This is a genomic window from Candidatus Paceibacterota bacterium (assembly GCA_035546035.1).
In the GTDB taxonomy this organism is placed as follows: domain Bacteria; phylum Patescibacteriota; class Minisyncoccia; order Phycocordibacterales; family UBA6065; genus UBA6065.
Genome location: DASZXC010000003.1, coordinates 37,544 through 58,575, shown reverse-complemented (window position 1 = coordinate 58,575; position 21,032 = coordinate 37,544). Strand labels below are relative to the sequence as shown.

Here is a 21,032-nt window from a genome sequence, read left to right as displayed (position 1 = left end):
GCGATTTTAAGATCCGTCCTCGGGCGTCTTTTTGAAATCCGGAAGGGAGCCGAACGAGAAAAATAAAAATCAAGAAAAAATGAAGAGACTTTCGGCATTTCCCGACGGGAAACAGATTACCGATGCGCCGAGAGATTTATTTTATCTCCGGCTTTTACACCAAGCTCTGACAAAGCGCCGGCAGAGAGCTCGATCACATACTGCGCAGGCTTCGGAGGAAAGAAAGCTTTCGGATACGTCTTCGGAGAGACGTTCGACTCGAACGAGACGACGCGAAGATCGGCATCGAGCCACAACATGTCTATCGAAAAGAGCATGTCTTTCATCCAAAATCCGAGATACGAAGGCTCGTCGAACGGAAACAGCATTGCCTGGTCTTTTTCGAGGCCTTTTCGGTCGCCGAGACCGAGATCCTTGAGCTCCTCCGTGTCCGCGACGAGAGCATCGAACGCTTTCCCTCCTATCGTCACTTCTGCATGGGGATATCTTTCGTCGGAGAGCGCGGTTGCATGCGTGCTCGTTGCGGTCGTCGTAGCCGAAGAGATCTTTTCCGACGGATGCCCGCGCAGTGCGACACCTCCGACGATCGCCGCGACGGCGACCGCTATGGTGATGAAAAAGCTTGTCATGAGATTTGAAGACGATATTACGAGAGAAGCGACGCGAGAGCGCTCTTCAAGACTTCCGGATTCGCGGATCCTTTCGATTTTTTCATACCCTGTCCGATGAGGAACTGCAGCGATGCCTGCTTGCCCTTCTTGAAATCTTCCGCCACAGCCGGATTTTCAGCGATCACTTCCTCGGCGATCTTTTTTACCGCGCCTTCGTCGGATTTCTGGCCGAGATTATTTTCGGCGGCGATCGCCTCGGGCTCTCCGCCCTTTTCGAACATGATGGCGAGGATGTCTTTCGCTCCGCGCGAGGAAACGGACTTGGAATCGATCATAGCTACGAGTTTCGCGAACTCTTTAGGGCCGAACGGCAGTGTAGAGATTCGCTCTTCCCGACCTTCGCCGTATTTCTTCTTTATAAGGCCCAGGATATCGGTGGAAATATAGTTGGAGGCCGTCAAAATGGCCTCTTTCTTACCGAAACCGACGGTAGAGGCTTCGAAGAAAGACCCGACGAGAGGCGACGACACATATATATGTATATCAGTAGGCTTCAGACCGATCGCCGCATAGCGCTCGCGCTTCTCCCACGGCAGCTCGGGCATAGTGTCGCGGAGATTCTTCAGGGAAAATTCAGGTATCTCCGATATCTTGAGCTTCGGCAGGTCAGGATCCGGGAAATAGCGATAGTCGTGAGAGTCCTCTTTCTTGCGCTGGCTGAACGTCTTGCCTTTATTGTCGTCCCAGCCGCGGGTCTCCTGCTCGATCTTGCCTCCCGATTCGATGACCTCGATGTGTCGCGCGACTTCGTACGCGATCGCTTTTTCGGCGGCTTTGAACGAATTGAGGTTCTTCACTTCAACTTTCGTGCCGAATTTTCGCGCGGCGGTGTCTTCTTCCGTGGCGATAGAGATGTTCGCCTCGACGCGCATCTCTCCTTTTTCCATGTTCGCTTCGGATACGCCGAGCGTGCGAAGCAAAAGCTGGAGCTCGCGGCCGAAATCTCCCGCCTCTTCAGCAGAATGGATGACCGGCTCGGTGACAAGCTCCATCAAAGGCACGCCCGCGCGATTGAAATCCACGAGCGAGTAGTCGCTCTGCCCGTTCTCGCTGTCATGGACCGACGACGCGGTGTCTTCTTCCAGGTGCACGCGGGTTATCTCTACGTCGCCGAGCCTGCCGCCCTTCACGAGCGGATATTTATATTGGGAAAGCTGATAGCCCTTCGGGATATCGGGATAGAAATAGTTCTTGCGGTCGAATTCGGTGAAGTCCGCGAGCTCTGCGCCCAATGCGACTCCGACACGGAGGACGTGCTCGACCGCCTTCTTGTTTATGACCGGAAGCGTGCCCGGATGTCCCATACAGATCGGACAGACGTTCGCATTCGGGGCGCTGTTGAACGGGTCGTTCTTGGAGTCGCAGAACATCTTGGTCGCGGTCTTGAGCTCCGCGTGGATCTCGAGACCGATCGTAGGAATATAGGTCTTCATCGCGAAATCCATACTAGCAAAGAGACCCTATTCGCACAAAGAAACCGGACTTTTCTAAGACATTCCAAAATGCCATTGACATTTGGATATATATTTGATATACTTATATCATAAACGCTCTCTACAACAACCATCCAAACCGCATATGAAAGACGATTCCCTGTTCGCGAAGGGCAAGCGATTTGCCCGGCGCGTCATGAAGCGCTGCAAGAGATTCCGAAACGAGCTGTATTTTCGCAGGCGCGGGGTGCGAGACAACATACCCCACATCGAAGGCGACTGTCCGAGCCTGTGCAACAGAGGCACGATCTCCTTCGGGAAGAACTGCGCCATCTGGTCCTCGTCGAGAGACCGGACCGTCCTCTACGTGAACGAAGGCGGCAGGCTGATCATAGGCGAGGGCGTCTATATCAACCAAGGCGCTCTGATCCACGTCGAGACCGGCTGCGAAGTCGTGATCGAGTCTCATGCAAAGCTCGGCAACGAATCGGTGCTCTTCACGTCGGATTATCATCCCGTGTTCCCGGGCGCGCCGGTGAAGAAAGGGAACATCCGCCTGAAGAGGAACTGCTGGATCGGGTTCCGGGCTTTCGTCCGCCACGGCGTCACCGTCGGGGAGAACTCCATCGTCGGAGCGATGGCTCTGGCGGTGAAGGACGTGCCCGACAACGCGATAGCGGGCGGAAACCCCGCCAAGGTCGTCAGCGAGATAATCCCTGCCCCGGCGCCGGGATGGATCAGACCCTAAGCGCCGCCAAGCGCGAACGAACCGATAGGATTGCTCCTATCGGTTTTTTTATATGCGCGAGCGCGCTATTCCTGCCGCAAAGTCTTCACCAATCCGTCTTTCAGAGCTTTCACCTGCTCGTCGTTTATGACCGAAACGTACAGGACTTCGGGATTAAGCTTCTTCGCTTCCTTCACTTTCTTCGAGAGGGCGGCTTCGTCTACGAGATCGGTCTTAGTGAGGAGGATGATCTCGCGCTTCTTCGCCAATTCGTCTGAATAGTTCTCGAGCTCGGCGCGAATGGTCTTGTATGCCGCCGCGATGTCTTCGTTTTCGAGCGATATGCAGTGCAGGACCATCTTCGTGCGCGATATGTGGCGCAGGAATTTGTCGCCGAGACCCTTTCCTTCCGACGCGCCTTCGATGAGGCCGGGGATGTCGGCGAGGATGAATCCGTACATGTCGCCGAGGGCCGGCTCGAGCGTGGTGAATTGATACGAAGCCACTTTCGATTTCGCGTTCGTGAGCGCGTTCAAGAGCGACGACTTGCCCGCATTCGGGAACCCGACGAAGCCGGCGTCCACGATGAGCTTCAGGACGACATGGAAATCAGCTTCCTCGCCCGTTCGGCCTTCGGTCGTCTGGGTCGGCCTCTGATTGGTCGAAGCCTTGAAGTGCTCGTTGCCCAGGCCGTAGCGGCCGCCTTTCAAGACGAGCGCGCGCTCGCCTTCCTTCAAAAGCTCGAACGATTGCTCGGTGTCCTTGTTATAGACGACGGAACCGACGGGCAGCTTGAGGATCAGATCCTCGCCCGCGCGGCCTTCCATTCCCTTCTTGTCGCCGTCTTTGCCGTCTTCGGCTTCAAAAAGCTTCACGTTTCGGTACGAGTTCAAAATGCCGATATCGCGGACAGCCTCGACGTACACGTCGCCTCCCTTGCCGCCGTTGCCGCCTGCGGGACCCATGAACTCCTTGCCTTTCTCATGGAGCCAGCGCTCGACGCCGCTTCCGCCTTTGCCCGCCTTTACGTGAAATTCTACTTCGTCTACGAATGCCATAGGGTGTCACCTTACCTTAAAAGAGGTGCGCAATCCAGTTAACGACGGCCAGGATAAGGGCGCCGACGAATGCGGCCGTGAACGTGGCGACTGAGAATCCGGCGACGAACGAGCCGACGAACCAGAGCAAGAGGCTGTTCACGACGAGCCCGAAGAGGCCGAGGGTGACGATATTTATAGGCAGCGTCACGATGCCGACGATCGGTTTGACGACGAGATTCAAGAGACCGAATATGGCGGCCGCGATAAGCGCCGGGTATATGCCCGCGACGGCGATGCCGGGGACAAGATGCGGCAAAGCCATGATCGCACCGGCAACGAGCAAAAATCTGAGGATGATTTTCATGAAAAAAGTATAGCATGTATAATGGTGCCCTATTACCTTTAGGCACAGAGCATCATGATCAAAGAAGTCAGGGCGCGGGAGATACTGGATTCGCGGGGCAATCCGACGGTAGAGGTCGATATCACATTGAAAGACGGCTCATTCGGACGGGCCGCAGTGCCATCGGGCGCATCCACTGGTTCGCACGAAGCGGTCGAGCTCCGCGACGGCGACAAAGAGCGCTATGGCGGCAAAGGCACGGCCAATGCAGTCGCGAACGTGAACGGTCCTATCGCAAAGGCGATCACCAGCAAGAAATTCGACCAGGCATCGCTCGACAAGGCGCTCATCGCCCTCGACGGCACGCCAAATAAAGGCAAGCTCGGCGCAAATGCCATCCTCGGCGTATCGATGGCTTTCTCTCATGCCATGGCCAAGTCGCAGAAAATCCCTCTCTATCAGTATTTCAAGGACATCAGCGGCACCAAGGACAAGATGCGCCTCCCTGTTCCTTTGATGAACGTGCTCAACGGCGGCAAGCATGCTGAAAATTCAACTGACCTCCAGGAATTCATGATCGTGCCTCTCAGCGCCCCTTCGTTCAAGGAAGCCCTGCGCTATGGCGCCGAGGTTTTCCATGCTCTCAAGAAGATCCTCTCTGCGAAGAAGCTCAATACATCTGTCGGTGACGAAGGCGGCTATGCTCCTTCGCTCCCGAATAACGAAGCGGCGATCGAAACCATCATCGAGGCGATCAAGAAGGCCGGCTATACCCCAGGCATCGACATCGCTATCGCCATCGATGCGGCAGCGACTGAAATATACGAGCCGGGCGCAGGCGGCAAGCCAGGAATCTATAACCTGAAGACCGAGAACAAGAAGCTCTCGTCGAAAGAGATGGTCGAACACTATGCGAGCTGGTGCAAGAAATACCCTATCGTTTCGATCGAGGACGGCCTCGCCGAGGACGACTGGGCCGGCTATGAATTGATGACCAAGAAACTGGGCGCCAAGGTCCAGATCGTAGGTGACGATCTTTTCGTCACCAACGTCGAGCGCCTCGCCATGGGCATCAAGAAGAAGACGGGCAACTCTATTTTGATCAAGCTCAACCAGATCGGCACCGTGACCGAAACCATCGAAGCCATCAAGATGGCGCGCAAGGCAGGCTACACGTCGATCATATCGCATCGCTCAGGCGAGACCGAGGACACGACTATCGCGGACTTCGTCGTCGGCCTCGCGACCGGGCAGATCAAGACCGGCTCGGCATCGCGCACCGATCGCATCGCGAAATACAACCAGCTCCTCCGCATCGAGGAAGCTCTGGGCGATAAGGCGACGTATCCAGGCAAAGCTGCGTTCAAGGCGTAGATCCTGCCGCGATCTCTCCGATGAAAAAGCCGCCCTGGAAAACCGGGGCGGCTTTATGCGCGGAGCGGACTTATTCCGCGCGAGCGAGACCGAGCATGGACGCGACTCCATACGGCATAACAAGGTCGAAGACCTCCGCGAGCTTCCGCCCGCCGACGATTTTTGTCCGGCGGTTGGTGACCTCGATGAGCTCCGTTACGGCGGCCGGAACGCCGAGCAGATCTTGGTGCGTGCAACAGCGAATGCAGACCTTGCCCTTGGCGGCGCAGTCGCAATCGCACGCGTCGAGCCCGTTGCGGAGATCCGCCTGGAGAACGGGAAGCTGGCCTTCGAAGACGAAACCCGTGTGACGGAGACGCTTACCGCCGCGTTCCGGAATGACCTCGATCAGCTCGATGCCGCGACGCTCCGACTCCTGGAGCTCGTGCGCGTCGTCGGCATCCATGCCCCTGCCGAGGAACCGCCAGTCGTGTTCCGCGTGTTCGGGCTGTTTCCGGTCATCCACATCGACGTAGCCGCTGAGTACGCTACCTGTTCCTGACGTATTCTTTTTTACTGACATACCAAATCCTTTTGTTAAAGGTTTATGTTTCTGAGTGTGCTCGTTACCTCAAATACCCTACAACTGCCGAGGGACTCGGTCAAGGACTCGCGGTGCACAACTTTTTGTACAATAGAGGCTCTCTTAAACGCATGAAAAACCCTATGAAAACCTTCGCTCAAACCGCGCTCATCGTCCTCGACGGCTGGGGCCATCGGGAAGATCCGGAAGACAACGCCGTGTCGGCGGCAAAAAAGCCTTTTTTCGATAAGATCTGGCGCGAATATCCTCATACCCTGCTCGAAGCGTCCGGCCTTCACGTAGGCCTGCCGCGCGGACAGATGGGAAACAGCGAGATCGGCCACACCACGATCGGCGCAGGCACGGTCATAGACACCGACCTCGTGCGCATAAAGAAATCCATCGAGAGCGGCGAATTCGCGCGCATCCCGGCATTCAAAAAGCTCTTCGACCACGTCAAAAAGAATGGTTCGACGCTCCATGCTAAGGGCCTCATCGGTAACGGCGGCGTGCATGCCCATCAGGACCACCTTGTCGCATTCGTCCAGGCGGCAAAAGACGCCGGCATCCGCCAAGTCGCCATCCACGCATACACCGACGGCCGCGACACTCCGCCGCAGAGCTCGGCGCAATTCCTCCGCGAACTCGAATCCGATCTAGAGAAGATCGGTATCGGATTCATCGCCACGGCGACGGGCCGCTTCTATGCTATGGACCGCGACAATAATTGGGACCGCGTGAAAAAAGCCGAGGAAGCACTCTTCGAATGCAAGGGAAACGTCTGCGAGCCAGGCGAGATCCCGTCGGAAGTCATATCGCGCCTCCATGCGAAAGGGGCACTCGACGAGCACCTCGAACCCGTCGTGTTTTTGGACAAAAGCGGCAAGAGCTATCCGATACGGTCCGGCGATGCGGCATTCTTTTTCAATTTCCGCGCCGATCGCGCCCGCCAGATATCGAAAAAGACGATCGAGCGCGCCGCAAAAGAAAATATCGCCTTCGCGACGCTGACGGAATATGACAAGACGTTCGGGTGCGAAGTCGCTTTCCCTCCCCGAATCATAGAGACGACGCTCGCGAAAGAGATTTCGGCGGCGGGCATGACCCAAGCGCACATAGCAGAGACGGAAAAGTTCCCTCACGCGACCTATTTCATGAACGGCGGCGTCGAAAAGCCGTATCCGGGCGAAAGACATCTCCTCCTGGAAAGCCGCAAGGACGTGAAGACCCACGATCAAGCGCCCGAAATGCGCGCCGAAGCGATCGCAGACAAGGCGATCGAAGAGATCGAAGCGGGAGCGAATTTCATATTCATCAATTTCGCCAATCCCGACATGGTCGGCCATACCGCGAACGTCGCGGCCATCGTAAAAGCTGTGGAAACCGTAGACGCTCAATTGAAACGCGTCGTGGAAGCTCTGGTAAAACGAGGCGGCGTCGCATTCGTCACTGCGGACCATGGTAATGCGGAGCTCAACATCGACCCGGCGACCGGAGAAAAGCATACCGCACATACGATCAATCCCGTACCTGCCATCATCACGAGCGCTGCGGTAAAATTCACCAAAAGACAGCTCGCACATGCGCCGCAGGGCGTCACGGGCGGCCTTGCCGACATAGCGCCGACCATGCTCGCGCTTTTAGGCATCAAAAAACCTGCCGTCATGACAGGCGCGAACCTTGTATCCTAGTTATATTCTTCCCTATTCTTGAGCCAGGAACCGACCCAGACCAGAAGAGCGAATATGCCGGCGCCGATGAGTATCTCGCGGGTATAGATTTTCGCCGTATCGAAATATGAAATAAAGACGTCGCCGAAGAAATAGCCGCCGAGGACGAAGAGCGACGTCCAGACGGCGGAATTGACGATATTGAGGAGGACGAATTTCTTGGTCGGAAGCTCGCTCGTTCCGAGTGCGAAGAGCGTCGGGATGCGGAGGCCGTAGAGGAAGCGGTAGCCGAATAGGATCTTGTTCTGATGGTTGTGGATGAGGTCGTGGACCTTCTCCGCGCGCTTCCTCCAGTGCCTTCGGTGGCGCTTCTCGAGGAATGCGGTGCCTTTCTGCCTTCCTACGAAGAAAAAGAACTGGTCGCCGAGGAACGTCGCCGCGAACGCCACGGCCAAAACCGCGGGAAGAGGCAAGAACTCGAGGCTCGCCAGGATCCCGGCGGCGATGACGACGATCTCGCCTTCAAAGAAGGTACCGAGAAAGACGGCGACAAGACCGTATTGAGCAAGGATTACTTCAAGCATAAGGGCTCGATCGTTTCGGTTATCTCTTCGCTACCCAGCCGTCTTTCAGGTATGAATCGAGCTTCTTCCATTTTACCTCTTTTTCCTCCCCGCCCCTGGTGATAACTATTTTGTCGTTTCGGCCCATTCTGTCGGCGGAAGCTGCCGACTTCGCGCCGTCGGCGCCCAGAATGCCCTTTGCGTCGGCTTCGACGGCGTTGAGAGGCTTCATATCTACCGTAACCGCGCCAGTTATCTGTCCGATATTCTTTGCCAGATTCATGACCTGGGCGTTTATGGACATCTGCATGGATTTAAAGAGCGCGAGGCCTTCCCTCTTGTACTCGACCAACGGATCGCGTTGGCCATAGGCGCGGAGATTGACCGACGAGCGGAGATATTCCATGGCCTCGAGATGCTCGACCCAGAACATGTCTATGCACTGGAGGAAAAGCCTGCGAAGAGCGGCGGCGAATCCTGCATCGCTCATCTCCGATCGCTTGGCTTTGACGAAATCGGCAAGTTTTTTGCCCTCTTCATCGTTCTCGTCTATGAGAGCGGTGAATTCGGCGATGGCTTCGCCATCTGTGCCAATCAGCATCTTCCTCCTGCGGTCGTATATGGTCTTTCGATGGAGGTTCATGACGTCGTCATATTCGAGGACGTGCTTTCGGGCGTCGAAGTTGAAACCTTCGATGCGGGTCTGCGCCGTTTCGAGCGACCTCGTTATCATGCGGTTCTCGACAGGCTCGTCTTCGGGAATGCCGAATCGGCCCATCATGCGCTTGACCATGTCGGTCGCGAAGACGCGCATGAGCGTGTCTTCGAGCGATACGAAGAATTGCGTCTCGCCCTGGTCGCCCTGGCGGCCGGAACGTCCGCGGAGCTGGTTGTCTATGCGCCGGGCTTCGTGCCTTTCCGTGCCGAGGACGAACAAGCCGCCCACCGCGCGCACTTTGTCGCCGTCTTCTTTGGACGCGAGCGCGCCGCCCAGCTTGATGTCCACGCCGCGGCCCGCCATGTTCGTCGCGATAGTGACGGCGCTGAAACTTCCGGCCTGGGCGATGATCTCGCCTTCCCTTTCATGGTTCTTGGCGTTGAGGATCTCGTGCTTGATGCCTTCGCGCTTCAGATAGTCTGAAAGCGTCTCGTTCTTTTCGATCGAAACCGTGCCAATAAGCACCGGCTGGCCTTTTTGGTTCACTTCTTTGACCTTGCGGGCGATAGCCTTTAATTTTCCCTGCTCGGTCTGGAATATCTGGTCGTTCCTGTCTATCCTCGCGACCTGCCTGTTGGTAGGGACGGCGATAGTGTTGAGGCCGTATACTTTATGGAACTCTTCGCGGGACGTAAGGGCGGTACCCGTCATGCCGGAGAGCTTCTTATAGAGCCTGAAGAAGTTCTGATACGTGATCGAAGCGAACGTGCGGGTCTCCTTTTGTATAGTGACGCCTTCTTTTGCCTCGATTGCCTGATGAAGGCCTTCGGACCAGCGGCGACCGGGCTGGAGGCGACCGGTGAATTCGTCCACGATGATCACTTCGCCGTTCCTGACGACGTATTCCTTGTCTACATGGAAAAGAGCCTTGGCACGGACTGCCGTTTCGAGGTGATGCACGTATTTAACGCCGCGGTCGGTATATATGTTGTCGATGCCGAGGAGCTTTTCGGCCTTGGTTATGCCCGCGTCGGTAAGCTGGATCGCCTTGCGCTTCTCGTCGAGCTTGAAGTCTTCGTCTTTGACGAGGTTCGTCGAGATCTTGGCGAACATCTTATACAAATCTTCGGATTCGGACGTAGCGGACGAGATGATGAGCGGCGTTCGCGCCTCGTCTATGAGGATCGAGTCCACTTCGTCCACGACGGCGTAGTTCCATTCGCGCTGGCGGAGGTTTTCCGGCGAGTATTCGAGGTTGTCGCGTAGGTAGTCGAAGCCGAATTCCTGGTTGGTGCCGTACGTGACGTCGGCGGCATAGGCTTCCTTGCGAGAGCAGGGACGGAGGAACTCATGCGCGACCTTGAACGCGCCGGTCTCGTCGCGATTTTCGTCGGCATTCGCGTCATTCGGAGCGCTGCGATGCGCCGGATCGTAAAGATACGAGGATTCGTGATTGATGACGGCAGAGGTGAGGCCGAGGAAATCGTACACCTGTCCCATCCATGCCGCGTCGCGGCGGGACAGATAGTCGTTCACCGTGACGACGTGGACGCCGTGACCGGAGAGCGCGTTGAGGTATGTCGGGAGCGTGGCGACGAGCGTCTTGCCTTCGCCCGTGCGCATTTCGGCTATGCCGCTTTTATGCAAAATGGCGCCGCCGACGAGCTGGACGTCGAAGTGACGCTGGCCGAGGGTGCGGCGGGCCGCTTCGCGGACCGCCGCGAAGGCCTCCGGCAATAGATCGTCTTCAGTCTCGCCTTTAACGAGGCGCTCTTTGAATTCCGCGGTCTTGCCTTTGAGATCGGCGTCGGAAAGCGCCTTAAAGCCTTCCTCGAGAGCGTTTATCTTCGGCACTAAGGCCAAAAACGGCTTCAGATCTGACGTATTCTGGTCGCCGAACAGCTTCGTTAAGAAAGATGCCATAGGGCGCTATTCTACCATACTGACGCGCATTTAGCCCCTTTTAAGGCCATTATTCCAAGAAGCCGACTTCGGGCTGTATGTCTATGCCCGTCTTCTCTTTTACGATAGCGCGGATACCGTTCTCGAAGGAGCAGACCTCTGCGGCGGTCGCGCCCTTTTCAGCGACGACGACAAGTGGCTGATTCTGATGGAGAGATATCTTTCCTTTCGAATATCCCTTGAGGCCGCAGATCTTATCGAGGATCCAGGCCAGAGGCACTTTGACGGCTTCTTCCGCGGGACCGACTTCACGGCTTCCCGCGGGAGCATCCGCTGGAAACGACGGCAGATCGGGAAAACGCTTCTTGATGCCCTCGAAATGTTCGCGGCATATGATCGGGTTCTTCCAGAAAGAACCCGCCGTGCCGGTCTTCGCTATGTCGGGGAATTTTCCGCGACGGATCTCGGCGACGGCATCGCGGATCTCTGACTGCGACGGCGTTTCATTCGCGGCGATCCGGGAGGCAAAGCGCTCTTTAAGGTCTTTGTATGAAAGGTTCGGCTTCGGCGCTCTCGAGAGCCTGAAGGTAACGGAAACGATGGCCCATTTTTTGCCCTCTTCGGTTTTGAATATGCTATCGCGGTATGAGAAGCCGCATTCTTTGTTGGTGAAGAGGCGCGCCGCACCGGTCGCGCGATCTATGGCGCGCACGGATTCGATGACGTCCATCGCTTCGGTGCCATACGCCCCGATGTTCTGGACCGGTGCGGCACCGACAGTCCCCGGTATGGCAGAGAGATTCTCCAGACCCCATGCTCCCCATTCGACGGTCTTCCCGACGAGCTCGTCCCAATTCTCCCCCGCCCATGCCGTGACCATGATAGCCCCGTCCTTCTCTTCGTATGTCGCGCCCTTCATCTCCATCTTCATGACGAGGCCCGGGACTCCTGCATCAGAGACAACCACGTTCGACCCGCCGCCCAGAATAACAAGCAGAACCTTCTTGTTGCGCGCGAACGCCACGGCCTCTCCGATCTCCGCTTCGCTCTTCGCGACGCAAAAATAGCGCGCGGCTCCGCCGATCTTGAACGTCGTATAGGGAGCAAGCGGTATGTTTTCTGATATCTTCACAGGTATGCGAATTTCGCGCCGCGACTATTACTGCCCGTTCTGAATAGCCTGTATGTACTGCTCGACCTGCGCCTTGAGGGACGGATCGACGGTTTCTATCTGCCTGAAGGTCGCTACGGCCATCGCCTTATTACCCATCTGATAATATGCAGCCGCGAGATTCTGCATGCTTCCGACATCTTTTGGATTCGCCGCGATGCGCGCCTTCAATATCGAGAGCACTTTCGTCCAATTGTCGGCATCTATATATGCGCGGAGGAAATTGTCGTCCGTCATAGACGTATCCAGGCCCGCTTGGGCGAGAACGGCCTTTGCCTCCGTCTCCCTGCCCGCATATGCGAGAGACATCGCATAATATTGCGCCGCGGTAGCGAATGAATGGTCGAGGTCATAGGCTTCCTTGAACGTCGCGATCGCCTTGTCATACTGCTTCGACGTTATATAGAAGCTGCCGACCTGGAAAAGTATCGTCTGCTTCTTCGGCGACAATTTAACCGCTTCGAGATAGTGCTTCTCGGCGTCGGCGGCCTGTCCGTATGACGAATAGAACGTGCCGGCGAACGTCTCGTAACGGGCGTCGCCCGGGAATCGCGCGATCTGGGCGTCTACGAGACCCTTCGCGAGCTCGGCGAATTTCTGGCGGATATCGAGAGGCACCGCGTCGCTGTTCATCGCGGGAACGGCGCCGATGACGCGCTCGACCAATTCAGGCCTGCCGAGCGTATCATAAGACGCGGCCCTAGCGAATCCGTCCAATGCGGCCTGGGCCTGGACCGGCGACACGCTCGTCGCGCGAAGGCCGTCTATCATGGCGAGGTTCGTCTCGTATCCGCGCCAATTGAAGAACCAGACGGCGAATGCGAGGGCGACGAGGATGATCGGACCGGCCATGCGTATGTCGTCTCCGTCGATCTCGCCCTTCTCCGAAGCGACGGGTTTTTCGAGCCTCGTCGCCTTGAAATGGATGAAGGCGAGGACCGCGACGAATAATATGTAGCTTACGAGATTATCGAATACGAAGAGATTATGGAAGAAATACGCCGCGCCGAGGCCGGTAAAGAGCGCTTTCTCCGTGAAGGACACGTCTGGCGACTTCTTCCAGAGGAGCCAGACCGCCGTCACAAAAAGCGACAGATACGCGAGGAGGCCGAGCAAGCCACCCGCGACGAGCCAATCGAGGACCGTATTATGCGCATGGTCGAACCACTGCTCCTGCGAATACATGCGCGGATCATAGTTGGCGTTGAATATATAGTTGAAATTCTCCTGGCCCCAGCCGAGCACAGGCTTCTCTTCCCAGCCTTTGATCGCCATCGGCCATATATATGCGCGGGCCTGGGTCTGGGTATCCGCCCACGAGATAGAGGCGAATCGCGACAATACCGGACTGTTCGCCACGAACGACGCATGCCGGACGCCGATGAATCCGATGACGAGGAGTATCACCGCGCCCACGATTGAAGCCGCCGCTATGCGGATCTTCCTTTCGCCCTTGTCGAATATAGCTATGAGGAGCCCCGAAAGGAGCAGGCCGCCGAGAAGGCCCAAGATCGAGCCGCGAGTCGCCGTGTGATAGAGGATGATGAAATCGAGGAATGCGATGACGCCGTAGGATATCTTTTTCCAAAGCTCCTTGTCCCTATTTATGAGTATGAGGGCAAAGAATATATTGAAGACGGCGTATATGGCGAGGTACGTCGCATTACCGAACGTTCCGTCGACGCGCACGCCGCCCTGATTGATCTGGAATACGCCCGAAAGCTGGAGGAAGCCGTAGAGAGACATGGCAAGGCTCGACCACACCGACCATTCAAGGAATCGCTTCCAGAGCTTTTCCGTCGCGAGGACCGAAGACGCGACGATGAAATAGAGGAAGATATGAAGGATGGTGATATATCCTTCCATGCGCTCGAAATTGGACCAGAAGCTCTTCCACGGATTGACGCCGAATATGTCGGCAATGCCTATGACCGCCACGAATGCGCCGAAAGCCCAGAGCACCCATGACTTGCGCGGCCTGACCGACGCGTCGCGGAGCGAGAGGAGAAGCCACGCCGCGAAGCCGATCTCGACCAAGACCCTGAAGAGGAAGCCCTTCCCCGTGATGAACGGGAAGAACATGTCGCCGGGCACGATGAACGGAATGATAAATACGGAAAAAATCGTCGCGATCGCGGTCTTTTTCAATATGGTGTTGAGCGTCATGGCTTCAAATATAGCATATAAAATATCGTGATTTGAGCATGAAACCTTTTGACACCTTTTGACACTTACACTAAAATGAGGCTATGGCAGAAGAGATCAAGCCCAACGCAGTCTATACGACGGAAGAGACCCGCCAGGTGCTCCGCATAAGCGAAAGTACCATAAAGCGCATGCTGAAGCGCGGGCTCATCCGCGCGAACAAGGTCGGCGGCCAATACCGCATCCTCGGCAAGGAGATCCTCCGCCTCGTCTCCCCTGACCTCGAGAAAGGCGCCGTGAAAGAGTACCTCAAGCTCAAGAAGAAGGTCGTGAACAAGATTAACAGGTGGTAAAATCATTTATATGAAGATCCTCATCACCGGCGGTGCGGGCTACAAAGGCATCCTCCTCGCGGAAAAGCTCCTCGACCGCGCGCATGACGTCACGATCCACGACAATTTCCTCTACGGATATGATCCTGTCATGCACCTGGTGAAGAATGCGCGGCTTTCGGTAGCGAAAGACGACATACGCAACGTGACGAAAGAGACTCTCGCGGGCTTCGACGTCATATTCCATCTCGGCGGCCTCGGCGGCCTTCCTGCGTGCGAGGCGAACCCTTCGTCGGCATGGTCCATAAACGCGGAAGCGACGATAAAGATCGCCGAACTCGCCGATCCAGAGACCCTTATCGTCTATGCCGGCACCACGACGGTATACGGCGATCAGAAAGGCGCGAACTGCGACGAGACCACGCCGGTAAAGCTGAAGAGCGTGTACAGCAAGACGAAATTCGCCGGCGAAGAGGCCGTCATGAAGCGTAAGAACAGCATCGGCTTCCGCTTCGCCACTATTTTCGGGGCGAGCCCGCGCATGCGCACCGACCTCATCGTCAACGATTTCTGCTATCGCGCTATTTACGATCGCGTCCTCGTGCTCTTCCAGGCGCATTCCAAGCGCACCTGCCTCCACATAGACGATGCGATAGACGCATACCTCCTTGCCCTCGACAAGACAGACCGGATGAAAGGCAACGTCTACAACGTCGGCTCTGATTCGCTCAATTTCACAAAGCTCGAGATCGCTGAAAAGATCGCGAAGGCTACCGGCTGCAAGATCGTCAATTCGGAGATCAAAGACGCCGACACGCGCGATTTCAACATAAGCTATGCAAAGCTCGCGGCCCTCGGCTTCAAGCCGAAGAAGACTCTCGACGACGGTATCGCGGAGATGGTGAAAGTCTACAAGTTCTACGACCCGTTCCAGGACTTCAACAATATATAGAGCATGCACGAGACCCTCACCGTTATACGCCCGAAGAAAAGCTTTTCCTGGAACGACGTCAGGGAGCTTTGGAATTACCGCGAGCTGCTCTATTTCTTCACCTGGCGCGATTTCAAGGTGCGCTATAAGCAGACGTTCATCGGCGCGCTTTGGGCGATACTCCAGCCGTTCGTGACGATGATCGTGTTCTCGGTATTCTTCGGCAATCTGGCCCAGGTGCCATCGGACGGCGTGCCATATCCGATCTTCGTCTATACGGGCCTCCTTTTCTGGCAATTCTTTTCGGGCGCGCTCTCTGATACGTCGAACGTCCTCATCGGGAACCAGGCGATCATAACCAAGGTCTACTTCCCCCGCCTCCTCCTCCCTATCTCCGGCGTCATATCCAAATTCGTGGACTTCCTGTTCGCCGCGATCGTGCTCGCCGGGCTCATGATCTATTACGGATTCGTGCCGCATCTTATGGGCATCTGGCTCATCCCTCTGCTTCTGCTCATCACGTTCATGGCATCGGTGGGCGCCGGCCTCTTCCTCGCGGCCGTCAATGTAAAATATCGCGACGTGCGATACGCGCTGCCGTTCTTCATCCAGATACTCTTGTTCCTCACGCCGGTCATATATCCGGCATCTATCGCGGGCAAATATTCGTGGCTCCTCGCCCTTAACCCGATGACGGGCGTCATCCAGTCGGCGCGCGCGGCGCTTTTGGGCACGACCGCCGTCAACTGGACGCTCCTCGGCATATCGTCGCTGGCCTGCCTCGTCATACTCCTTGTCGGCTCGGCGTATTTTAAAAAAGTCGAGAGGTATTTCGCCGATATACTCTAATCGCAATCGACTATGAAACCCATCATCGAAGTAAAAGGCGTCGGCAAGCGATATAGCATCAGCCACTATCGGGGCAAGTATGTTGCCCTGCGCGACGTGCTCATGAACATCGTAAAGAGCCCGTTCAAATTCTTCAAGCAGAAAGCCAAGAACGTGGCCGGCATCGGCACGAAAGAAGAGTTCTGGGCGCTCAAAGGCATCGATTTCCAGGTGATGCCCGGAGAGGTCATCGGCATCATCGGCAGAAACGGAGCGGGAAAATCGACGCTCCTCAAGATCCTCACGGGCATCACGCCGCCTTCCGAAGGCGAGATCGTCATGCGCGGCCGCGTGGCGTCGCTCCTCGAAGTCGGCACCGGCTTCCATCCCGAGCTCACCGGACGCGAGAACATATTCCTCAACGGCGCCATCTTGGGCATGAAGAAGAAGGAGATCGCGAAGAACTTCGAATCCATCGTCGAATTCGCGGGCATAGAGAAATTCATAGATACGCCGGTCAAATACTATTCGAGCGGCATGTACGTGCGCCTCGCATTCTCGGTCGCGGCGCATATGGAGCCGGACATACTGCTCGTGGACGAGGTCCTCGCCGTCGGCGACGCAGAATTCCAAAAGAAATGCCTCGGCAAGATGGAAGAAGTGACCCAAGCCCAGGGCCGCACGATATTGTTCGTCAGCCATAACCTGTCCGCAGTACGATCGCTCTGTAAGACCTGCATCTTGCTCGAAAAAGGAAAGATAAAGATGATCGGCGAGACCGAAAAGGTCATCGACCGATACCTCCAGGAAGCCTCCCTTTTGAGTGTCACTGAATTCGAGCCGAAGGACCAGGACGCATTCGTCACTAAAGTGACCATCAAGGACGAAGACGGCGAGCTTACGCCGCGCATACCGGTGAGCAAGGATTTCACCGTCCAGGTAGATTACACGATCAAGCGCGAGATCGAGCGCTCGATACTATCGCTCTATATCCATGCCGACGGCGAACTCCTCCTCGTCACGTCGGATTCGGATAAGAAGGGCGAGGCGTTCGATCGCGAACCGGGCACCTATTCGACGACGGTCAAGATACCGAAATTCCTTTTCAATGTCGGCATACACACGTTCGATGTCCATCTCCATGACCCGGGCATCCGATCGTTTGATACCAAGAAAGACGTCAATTTCGAGATACTCGACGTGGACAATCCCCGATCAAAGGTCTATCGCGGCTACAACCCTGGCAAGATATCGAACATCCTCGATCACCATACCGAGAAACTCTCATGAAAATCTTCAACAAGCGCGTAAAGACGTATAAATTCGACGCCACGAGGACATTCGATTTCGCGCGCTTCGCCGGCAGGGCGGGAGATTTCTGGCTCATCGAAGGATTCTTGGATTTTCGCGGCCTTCTCGACATCAAAGGCGACAAGATCGTGCATCTCGAATTCGAAGAGCCGAATAGGTTCTTCACCGACAACCGCGACTTCAGGCACGAGATATACGAAGACCTCCTCTACAAAGTCTTCAGCATATGCCCGTACACCGTCGAATGGCTCAATAAAAGATACGAGAACGACAAGCGCGCCTTCTCTTTCATACCTTTTAACGAGAACAAGATACCGAAGACGTTCGACAAGAAATACGACATCATATACGCCGGGCACATCTTCACCGAATATACGCCCGAGATCGAGAAGAGCGTGAAAGAGATAGCGAGATTCAATTACCGCCTCGTTGCCCCTGCAGACTACCCTCTTACCACCGATCCGAACGCGGATTATGACCAGAAGATCAAGCTTGTATCCGAATCCAAGATCACGCTCGTCCACAACCTGCTCTTCCTCCGCGACCAAGAGATAAGATGCGTCCGCGGGACGCGCGGCTGGAAGGAAAACAAAGCCTATGCGGGCATACCGCGCTGGAGCATCAGGGGCATGTTCAAGAAGCAGACGGCGATGGTGCCCCAGATCAAATCCAGGACATTCGACGCGGCGTTCGGCAAATCCCTCATCCTCTGCCGCAAAGACGAATTCAATATCATAGAGAAGTTTTTCACCCCCGGAAAAGAATTCGTGTATTACGAACCGGACAAGCTCGAAGAAACGGTCCGGGAGATCCTCGCCAACTATGATTCATACAAGCCGATAATCGAGAACGCGTACCGGAGAGCGGTGAAAGAATATACGACCCAGGTCTTCTTCGATAGATTCCTTAAGAACATACAATAATATGAGCATCGTCTACAGCAAACCACATATCCCTTCTACCCCGGCCCGCCGCGTGGCGAAAGGAGTATTGAAGGTATTCGGCCTCTATGGGATCTACATCAAAGTCCGAGAGCGCCGAAAGCACGCAAAGCTCCACGCAGAGCGCGTGAACTCGATCATCGGCTACTATTCCAAGTTCAAGCCGCGCGTATTCGTCGAGACCGGCACGTACAAGGGCGAGATGATCGACACCATGATCCGCCGCTTCGACGCGATATATTCCGTCGAGCTCTCCGATGCGCTCTATGCCGACGCCGTCAAAAAATACGCGAACGAAAGGCACGTGAAGCTTTTCCACGGCGATAGCGGAGTCATGCTTCCCAAGATGCTCGCGGAGATACAAGAGCCCGCGCTCTTCTGGCTCGACGCGCATTTCTCCGGCGGCGAGACGACGCGCACCGACGTCGATACGCCCGTCGAAGAAGAGCTCAAGGTCATATTCGCCCATCCGGTCAAGAACCACGTGATCCTCATAGACGACGCCCGCGAATTCGTCGGCAAGAATAACTATCCGACCCTCGAAAGAGTGGAAAAGATGGCGACGGCGGCCGGCTACGGATTCGAGGTCAAGAACGACAACATCCGTATCTACCCAAAACGATAGATGTCGATCAAACGCTTAGCCAAGAATATCGTGCCTTCGAGCATATATGCGCCGCTTCAAAAGAAGTGGCAAAGCCTTGGCGAGCGCTCAAAGGAAAGATCGATCGCTCGAGATGCGTCGGCGTGTCGCGATACCGCGCACGACATGCGCGCGCTGACGGACAAGCTCTATGCATCGGCTCGCTCGACGGAGAGCGCGTTCGGCCTCGACATACCCCGCGATATCACATCGCTCCGCCTAGACGTGGGGCTTTCCTACACCGCCCCGAATTCCGCTCTGTGGATCAAGAACGACCCGCGAACGTTCGTATTCGGCTTCGAACCGAACCCTGAAGCGCTCGATTTTATATTCACGGGCAAGGCCGATCGAAATAAGCTCCGAACGCTCGTCGCGCCTTCGCTTCGAAAGGTTGGCGGCGTCGACTGGGCACAGAGCCTCGGAAAGAACATGCTCGTATTCGGCCTTGCCGTAGACGATGCGAAGCCGGACATGAAACGATTCAACGTGACGGACGGCGTCGGCACATCGAGCTTTCTAAGGCCTCTCCGCTACCGCACGGCGAAACAGATATCCGTCCCGACGGTACGGCTTTCCGACTTTCTCTCGCATATCCCTTGGGATCGATTCAAGCGCATAGACGCGCTTAAGGTAGATACCCAAGGAAACGATATCGCCGTTATACGAAGCGCCGGAGAATATCTGAAGAGGATCGTCTTCGTCATCGCCGAGATCCCCCTCGAGGCGGAATACGAAGGAGCGTATACGGAAGCGGAGCTCGACGCTTTTATGGAATCGAACGGCTTCGAGGTCGTCGAAGGCGACGACAAGAACAAGGTCTATGGAAACGCCGGTTTCAAAGACATGTGGAAGACGGTCGATCCGGCAACGATAAAAGAATGAAAAAGATCATCGTACGCATCCAAGGCGGCACAGGCAATCAGCTCTTTCAGTACGCATTCGCGCGCGGAGTCTCGGCGCGCCTCGGAATGCCCTATCTGATCGACAAAAAAGTGTGCGACGACGCCCGCTGGGACCCGCATAAGATACACAGAAAATACTCCCTCAACCTCTTCAACACGAAAACGCCTTTTGCCGAAGACGGCGACATGTTCGGCTTCGTCGGCATCCGTAAGCATTACAAGGCATTCGACGCATTCTATAAATATCTCCGCGGAAAGCGATTCTTCCTCCCTTTCTATTATCCTGAAAAGACGTTCGCATATGACGTTGAAGTCTTTGCCCGGAAAAGCTCGACCTATTTCGACGGCGACTGGCAGGGCGAGAAGTATTTCAGACACATCGCTGATGAACTCCGAGCCGAGATAACGCCCGTAAAAGCGCTTTCGGAAGCGAGCCTCAAGGCGCTCGAAGAGATAAAGAAAGCAAATGCGGTCTCCCTCCATGTCCGGCGCGGCGACTATGTCACCGACCCCCTTGCCGCAGAGATGCACGGCGTCTGTTCCATGAGCTATTACGCCGCGGCCATCGCCCATATCGAAAAGAACGTCGCGAATCCTCATTTCTTCATATTCTCCGACGACTATGCGTGGTCAGTCGAGAACTTCAAGGGCCTGAAACATCCCGTCACGTGCATAAAAGGCACCGAGGCGAGCGACTATGAAGACCTGGCCCTCATGAGCGCGTGCAAGCACCATATCATCGCCAATTCGTCGTTCGGCTGGTGGGGCGCATGGCTCAATCCGCGCACGGACAAGGTCGTCGTCGCGCCGAAGGTCTGGTTTAGGAATGCTCCGAAAGCGGATACGAAAGACGTCTATGCGGAGAATTGGATAAGATTGTAATCA

Annotated in this window: 20 protein-coding genes; 11 read left to right on the top strand and 9 right to left on the bottom strand. The window is 55.8% G+C overall.

Features of this window, described 5'->3' with window-relative positions:
* Nucleotides 1–116: 116 nt before the first annotated feature.
* Both VHE10_00770 and gatB read right to left on the bottom strand, forming a co-directional pair.
* Complete coding sequence (locus tag VHE10_00770) at nt 117–629, bottom strand: DUF192 domain-containing protein (protein ID HVU06320.1); 513 nt, start codon at nt 627–629, stop codon at nt 117–119.
* Between the two features lie 17 nt (nt 630–646).
* Nucleotides 647–2,116 (bottom strand): Asp-tRNA(Asn)/Glu-tRNA(Gln) amidotransferase subunit GatB, encoded by a 1,470-nt coding sequence (gatB, locus tag VHE10_00765; protein ID HVU06319.1) that lies wholly within the window; start codon nt 2,114–2,116, stop codon nt 647–649.
* A 133-nt stretch (nt 2,117–2,249) separates the two neighbouring features.
* On the opposite strand from gatB, the gene VHE10_00760 reads away from it, so the two are divergent.
* A complete protein-coding gene (locus VHE10_00760; GenBank protein ID HVU06318.1) occupies nt 2,250–2,852 on the top strand; it encodes an acyltransferase in 603 nt (200 codons plus the stop codon).
* A gap of 65 nt (nt 2,853–2,917) precedes the next feature.
* Here VHE10_00760 and obgE read toward each other — a convergent pair whose 3' ends face one another.
* Together obgE and VHE10_00750 are read right to left on the bottom strand one after the other, a co-directional pair.
* Entirely contained in the window at nt 2,918–3,889 is a 972-nt protein-coding gene (gene obgE, locus VHE10_00755) for a GTPase ObgE (protein ID HVU06317.1), read from the bottom strand.
* A 16-nt stretch (nt 3,890–3,905) separates the two neighbouring features.
* Nucleotides 3,906–4,235 (bottom strand): phage holin family protein, encoded by a 330-nt coding sequence (locus VHE10_00750; protein ID HVU06316.1) that lies wholly within the window; start codon nt 4,233–4,235, stop codon nt 3,906–3,908.
* 54 nt (nt 4,236–4,289) lie between these two features.
* On the opposite strand from VHE10_00750, the gene eno reads away from it, so the two are divergent.
* Entirely contained in the window at nt 4,290–5,588 is a 1,299-nt protein-coding gene (gene eno, locus VHE10_00745) for a phosphopyruvate hydratase (GenBank protein ID HVU06315.1), read from the top strand.
* Between the two features lie 70 nt (nt 5,589–5,658).
* Here the strand turns inward: eno and VHE10_00740 are convergent, their stop codons facing one another.
* Entirely contained in the window at nt 5,659–6,150 is a 492-nt protein-coding gene (locus VHE10_00740; protein ID HVU06314.1) for a hypothetical protein, read from the bottom strand.
* A gap of 143 nt (nt 6,151–6,293) precedes the next feature.
* Here VHE10_00740 and gpmI point away from each other — a divergent pair, with 143 nt between their 5' ends.
* On the top strand, nt 6,294–7,841 hold the full coding sequence (gpmI, locus tag VHE10_00735) for a 2,3-bisphosphoglycerate-independent phosphoglycerate mutase (GenBank protein ID HVU06313.1): 1,548 nt from the start codon (nt 6,294–6,296) through the stop codon (nt 7,839–7,841).
* On the opposite strand, the gene VHE10_00730 is transcribed toward gpmI, so the two are convergent.
* From VHE10_00730 to VHE10_00715, 4 genes are read right to left on the bottom strand one after another with little or no spacing between them, the layout of a single operon-like run.
* On the bottom strand, nt 7,838–8,404 hold the full coding sequence (locus VHE10_00730; GenBank protein HVU06312.1) for a DedA family protein: 567 nt from the start codon (nt 8,402–8,404) through the stop codon (nt 7,838–7,840). The two genes, gpmI and VHE10_00730, sit on opposite strands and share 4 nt — an antisense overlap.
* Before the next feature lie 19 nt (nt 8,405–8,423).
* Nucleotides 8,424–10,964 carry a preprotein translocase subunit SecA gene (secA, locus tag VHE10_00725; GenBank protein ID HVU06311.1) on the bottom strand — a complete coding sequence of 847 codons (2,541 nt, stop codon included), beginning with the start codon at nt 10,962–10,964 and terminating at the stop codon, nt 8,424–8,426.
* 49 nt (nt 10,965–11,013) lie between these two features.
* Nucleotides 11,014–12,075, bottom strand: coding sequence for a UDP-N-acetylmuramate dehydrogenase (gene murB, locus VHE10_00720; protein HVU06310.1), 1,062 nt, complete (start codon nt 12,073–12,075; stop codon nt 11,014–11,016).
* 27 nt (nt 12,076–12,102) lie between these two features.
* Complete coding sequence (locus tag VHE10_00715) at nt 12,103–14,280, bottom strand: O-antigen ligase family protein (protein HVU06309.1); 2,178 nt, start codon at nt 14,278–14,280, stop codon at nt 12,103–12,105.
* Between the two features lie 83 nt (nt 14,281–14,363).
* On the opposite strand from VHE10_00715, the gene VHE10_00710 reads away from it, so the two are divergent.
* Genes VHE10_00710 through VHE10_00675 form a run of 8 tightly spaced genes read left to right on the top strand, consistent with a single transcriptional unit; the run spans nt 14,364 to nt 21,029 of the window.
* The gene (locus VHE10_00710; protein HVU06308.1) at nt 14,364–14,612 is read left to right on the top strand and encodes a helix-turn-helix domain-containing protein; all 249 of its coding nucleotides are present in this window, start codon (nt 14,364–14,366) and stop codon (nt 14,610–14,612) included.
* 10 nt (nt 14,613–14,622) lie between these two features.
* Complete coding sequence (locus VHE10_00705; protein ID HVU06307.1) at nt 14,623–15,543, top strand: SDR family oxidoreductase; 921 nt, start codon at nt 14,623–14,625, stop codon at nt 15,541–15,543.
* A 3-nt stretch (nt 15,544–15,546) separates the two neighbouring features.
* The gene (locus tag VHE10_00700; protein HVU06306.1) at nt 15,547–16,371 is read left to right on the top strand and encodes an ABC transporter permease; all 825 of its coding nucleotides are present in this window, start codon (nt 15,547–15,549) and stop codon (nt 16,369–16,371) included.
* A 12-nt stretch (nt 16,372–16,383) separates the two neighbouring features.
* A complete protein-coding gene (locus VHE10_00695; protein ID HVU06305.1) occupies nt 16,384–17,640 on the top strand; it encodes an ABC transporter ATP-binding protein in 1,257 nt (418 codons plus the stop codon).
* Nucleotides 17,637–18,584, top strand: a complete 948-nt coding sequence (locus VHE10_00690; protein HVU06304.1) for a glycosyltransferase — start codon at nt 17,637–17,639, stop codon at nt 18,582–18,584. Before VHE10_00695 ends, VHE10_00690 begins: the two co-directional genes overlap by 4 nt.
* Before the next feature lies 1 nt (nt 18,585).
* A complete protein-coding gene (locus VHE10_00685; protein HVU06303.1) occupies nt 18,586–19,227 on the top strand; it encodes a hypothetical protein in 642 nt (213 codons plus the stop codon).
* Entirely contained in the window at nt 19,228–20,127 is a 900-nt protein-coding gene (locus VHE10_00680) for an FkbM family methyltransferase (protein HVU06302.1), read from the top strand. It abuts the gene before it with no gap.
* Nucleotides 20,124–21,029: an alpha-1,2-fucosyltransferase gene (locus VHE10_00675; protein HVU06301.1), complete on the top strand. Its 906-nt coding sequence runs from the start codon at nt 20,124–20,126 to the stop codon at nt 21,027–21,029. The genes VHE10_00680 and VHE10_00675 overlap by 4 nt, the downstream gene beginning before the upstream one ends.
* The last annotated feature ends 3 nt before the right edge of the window (nt 21,030–21,032 follow it).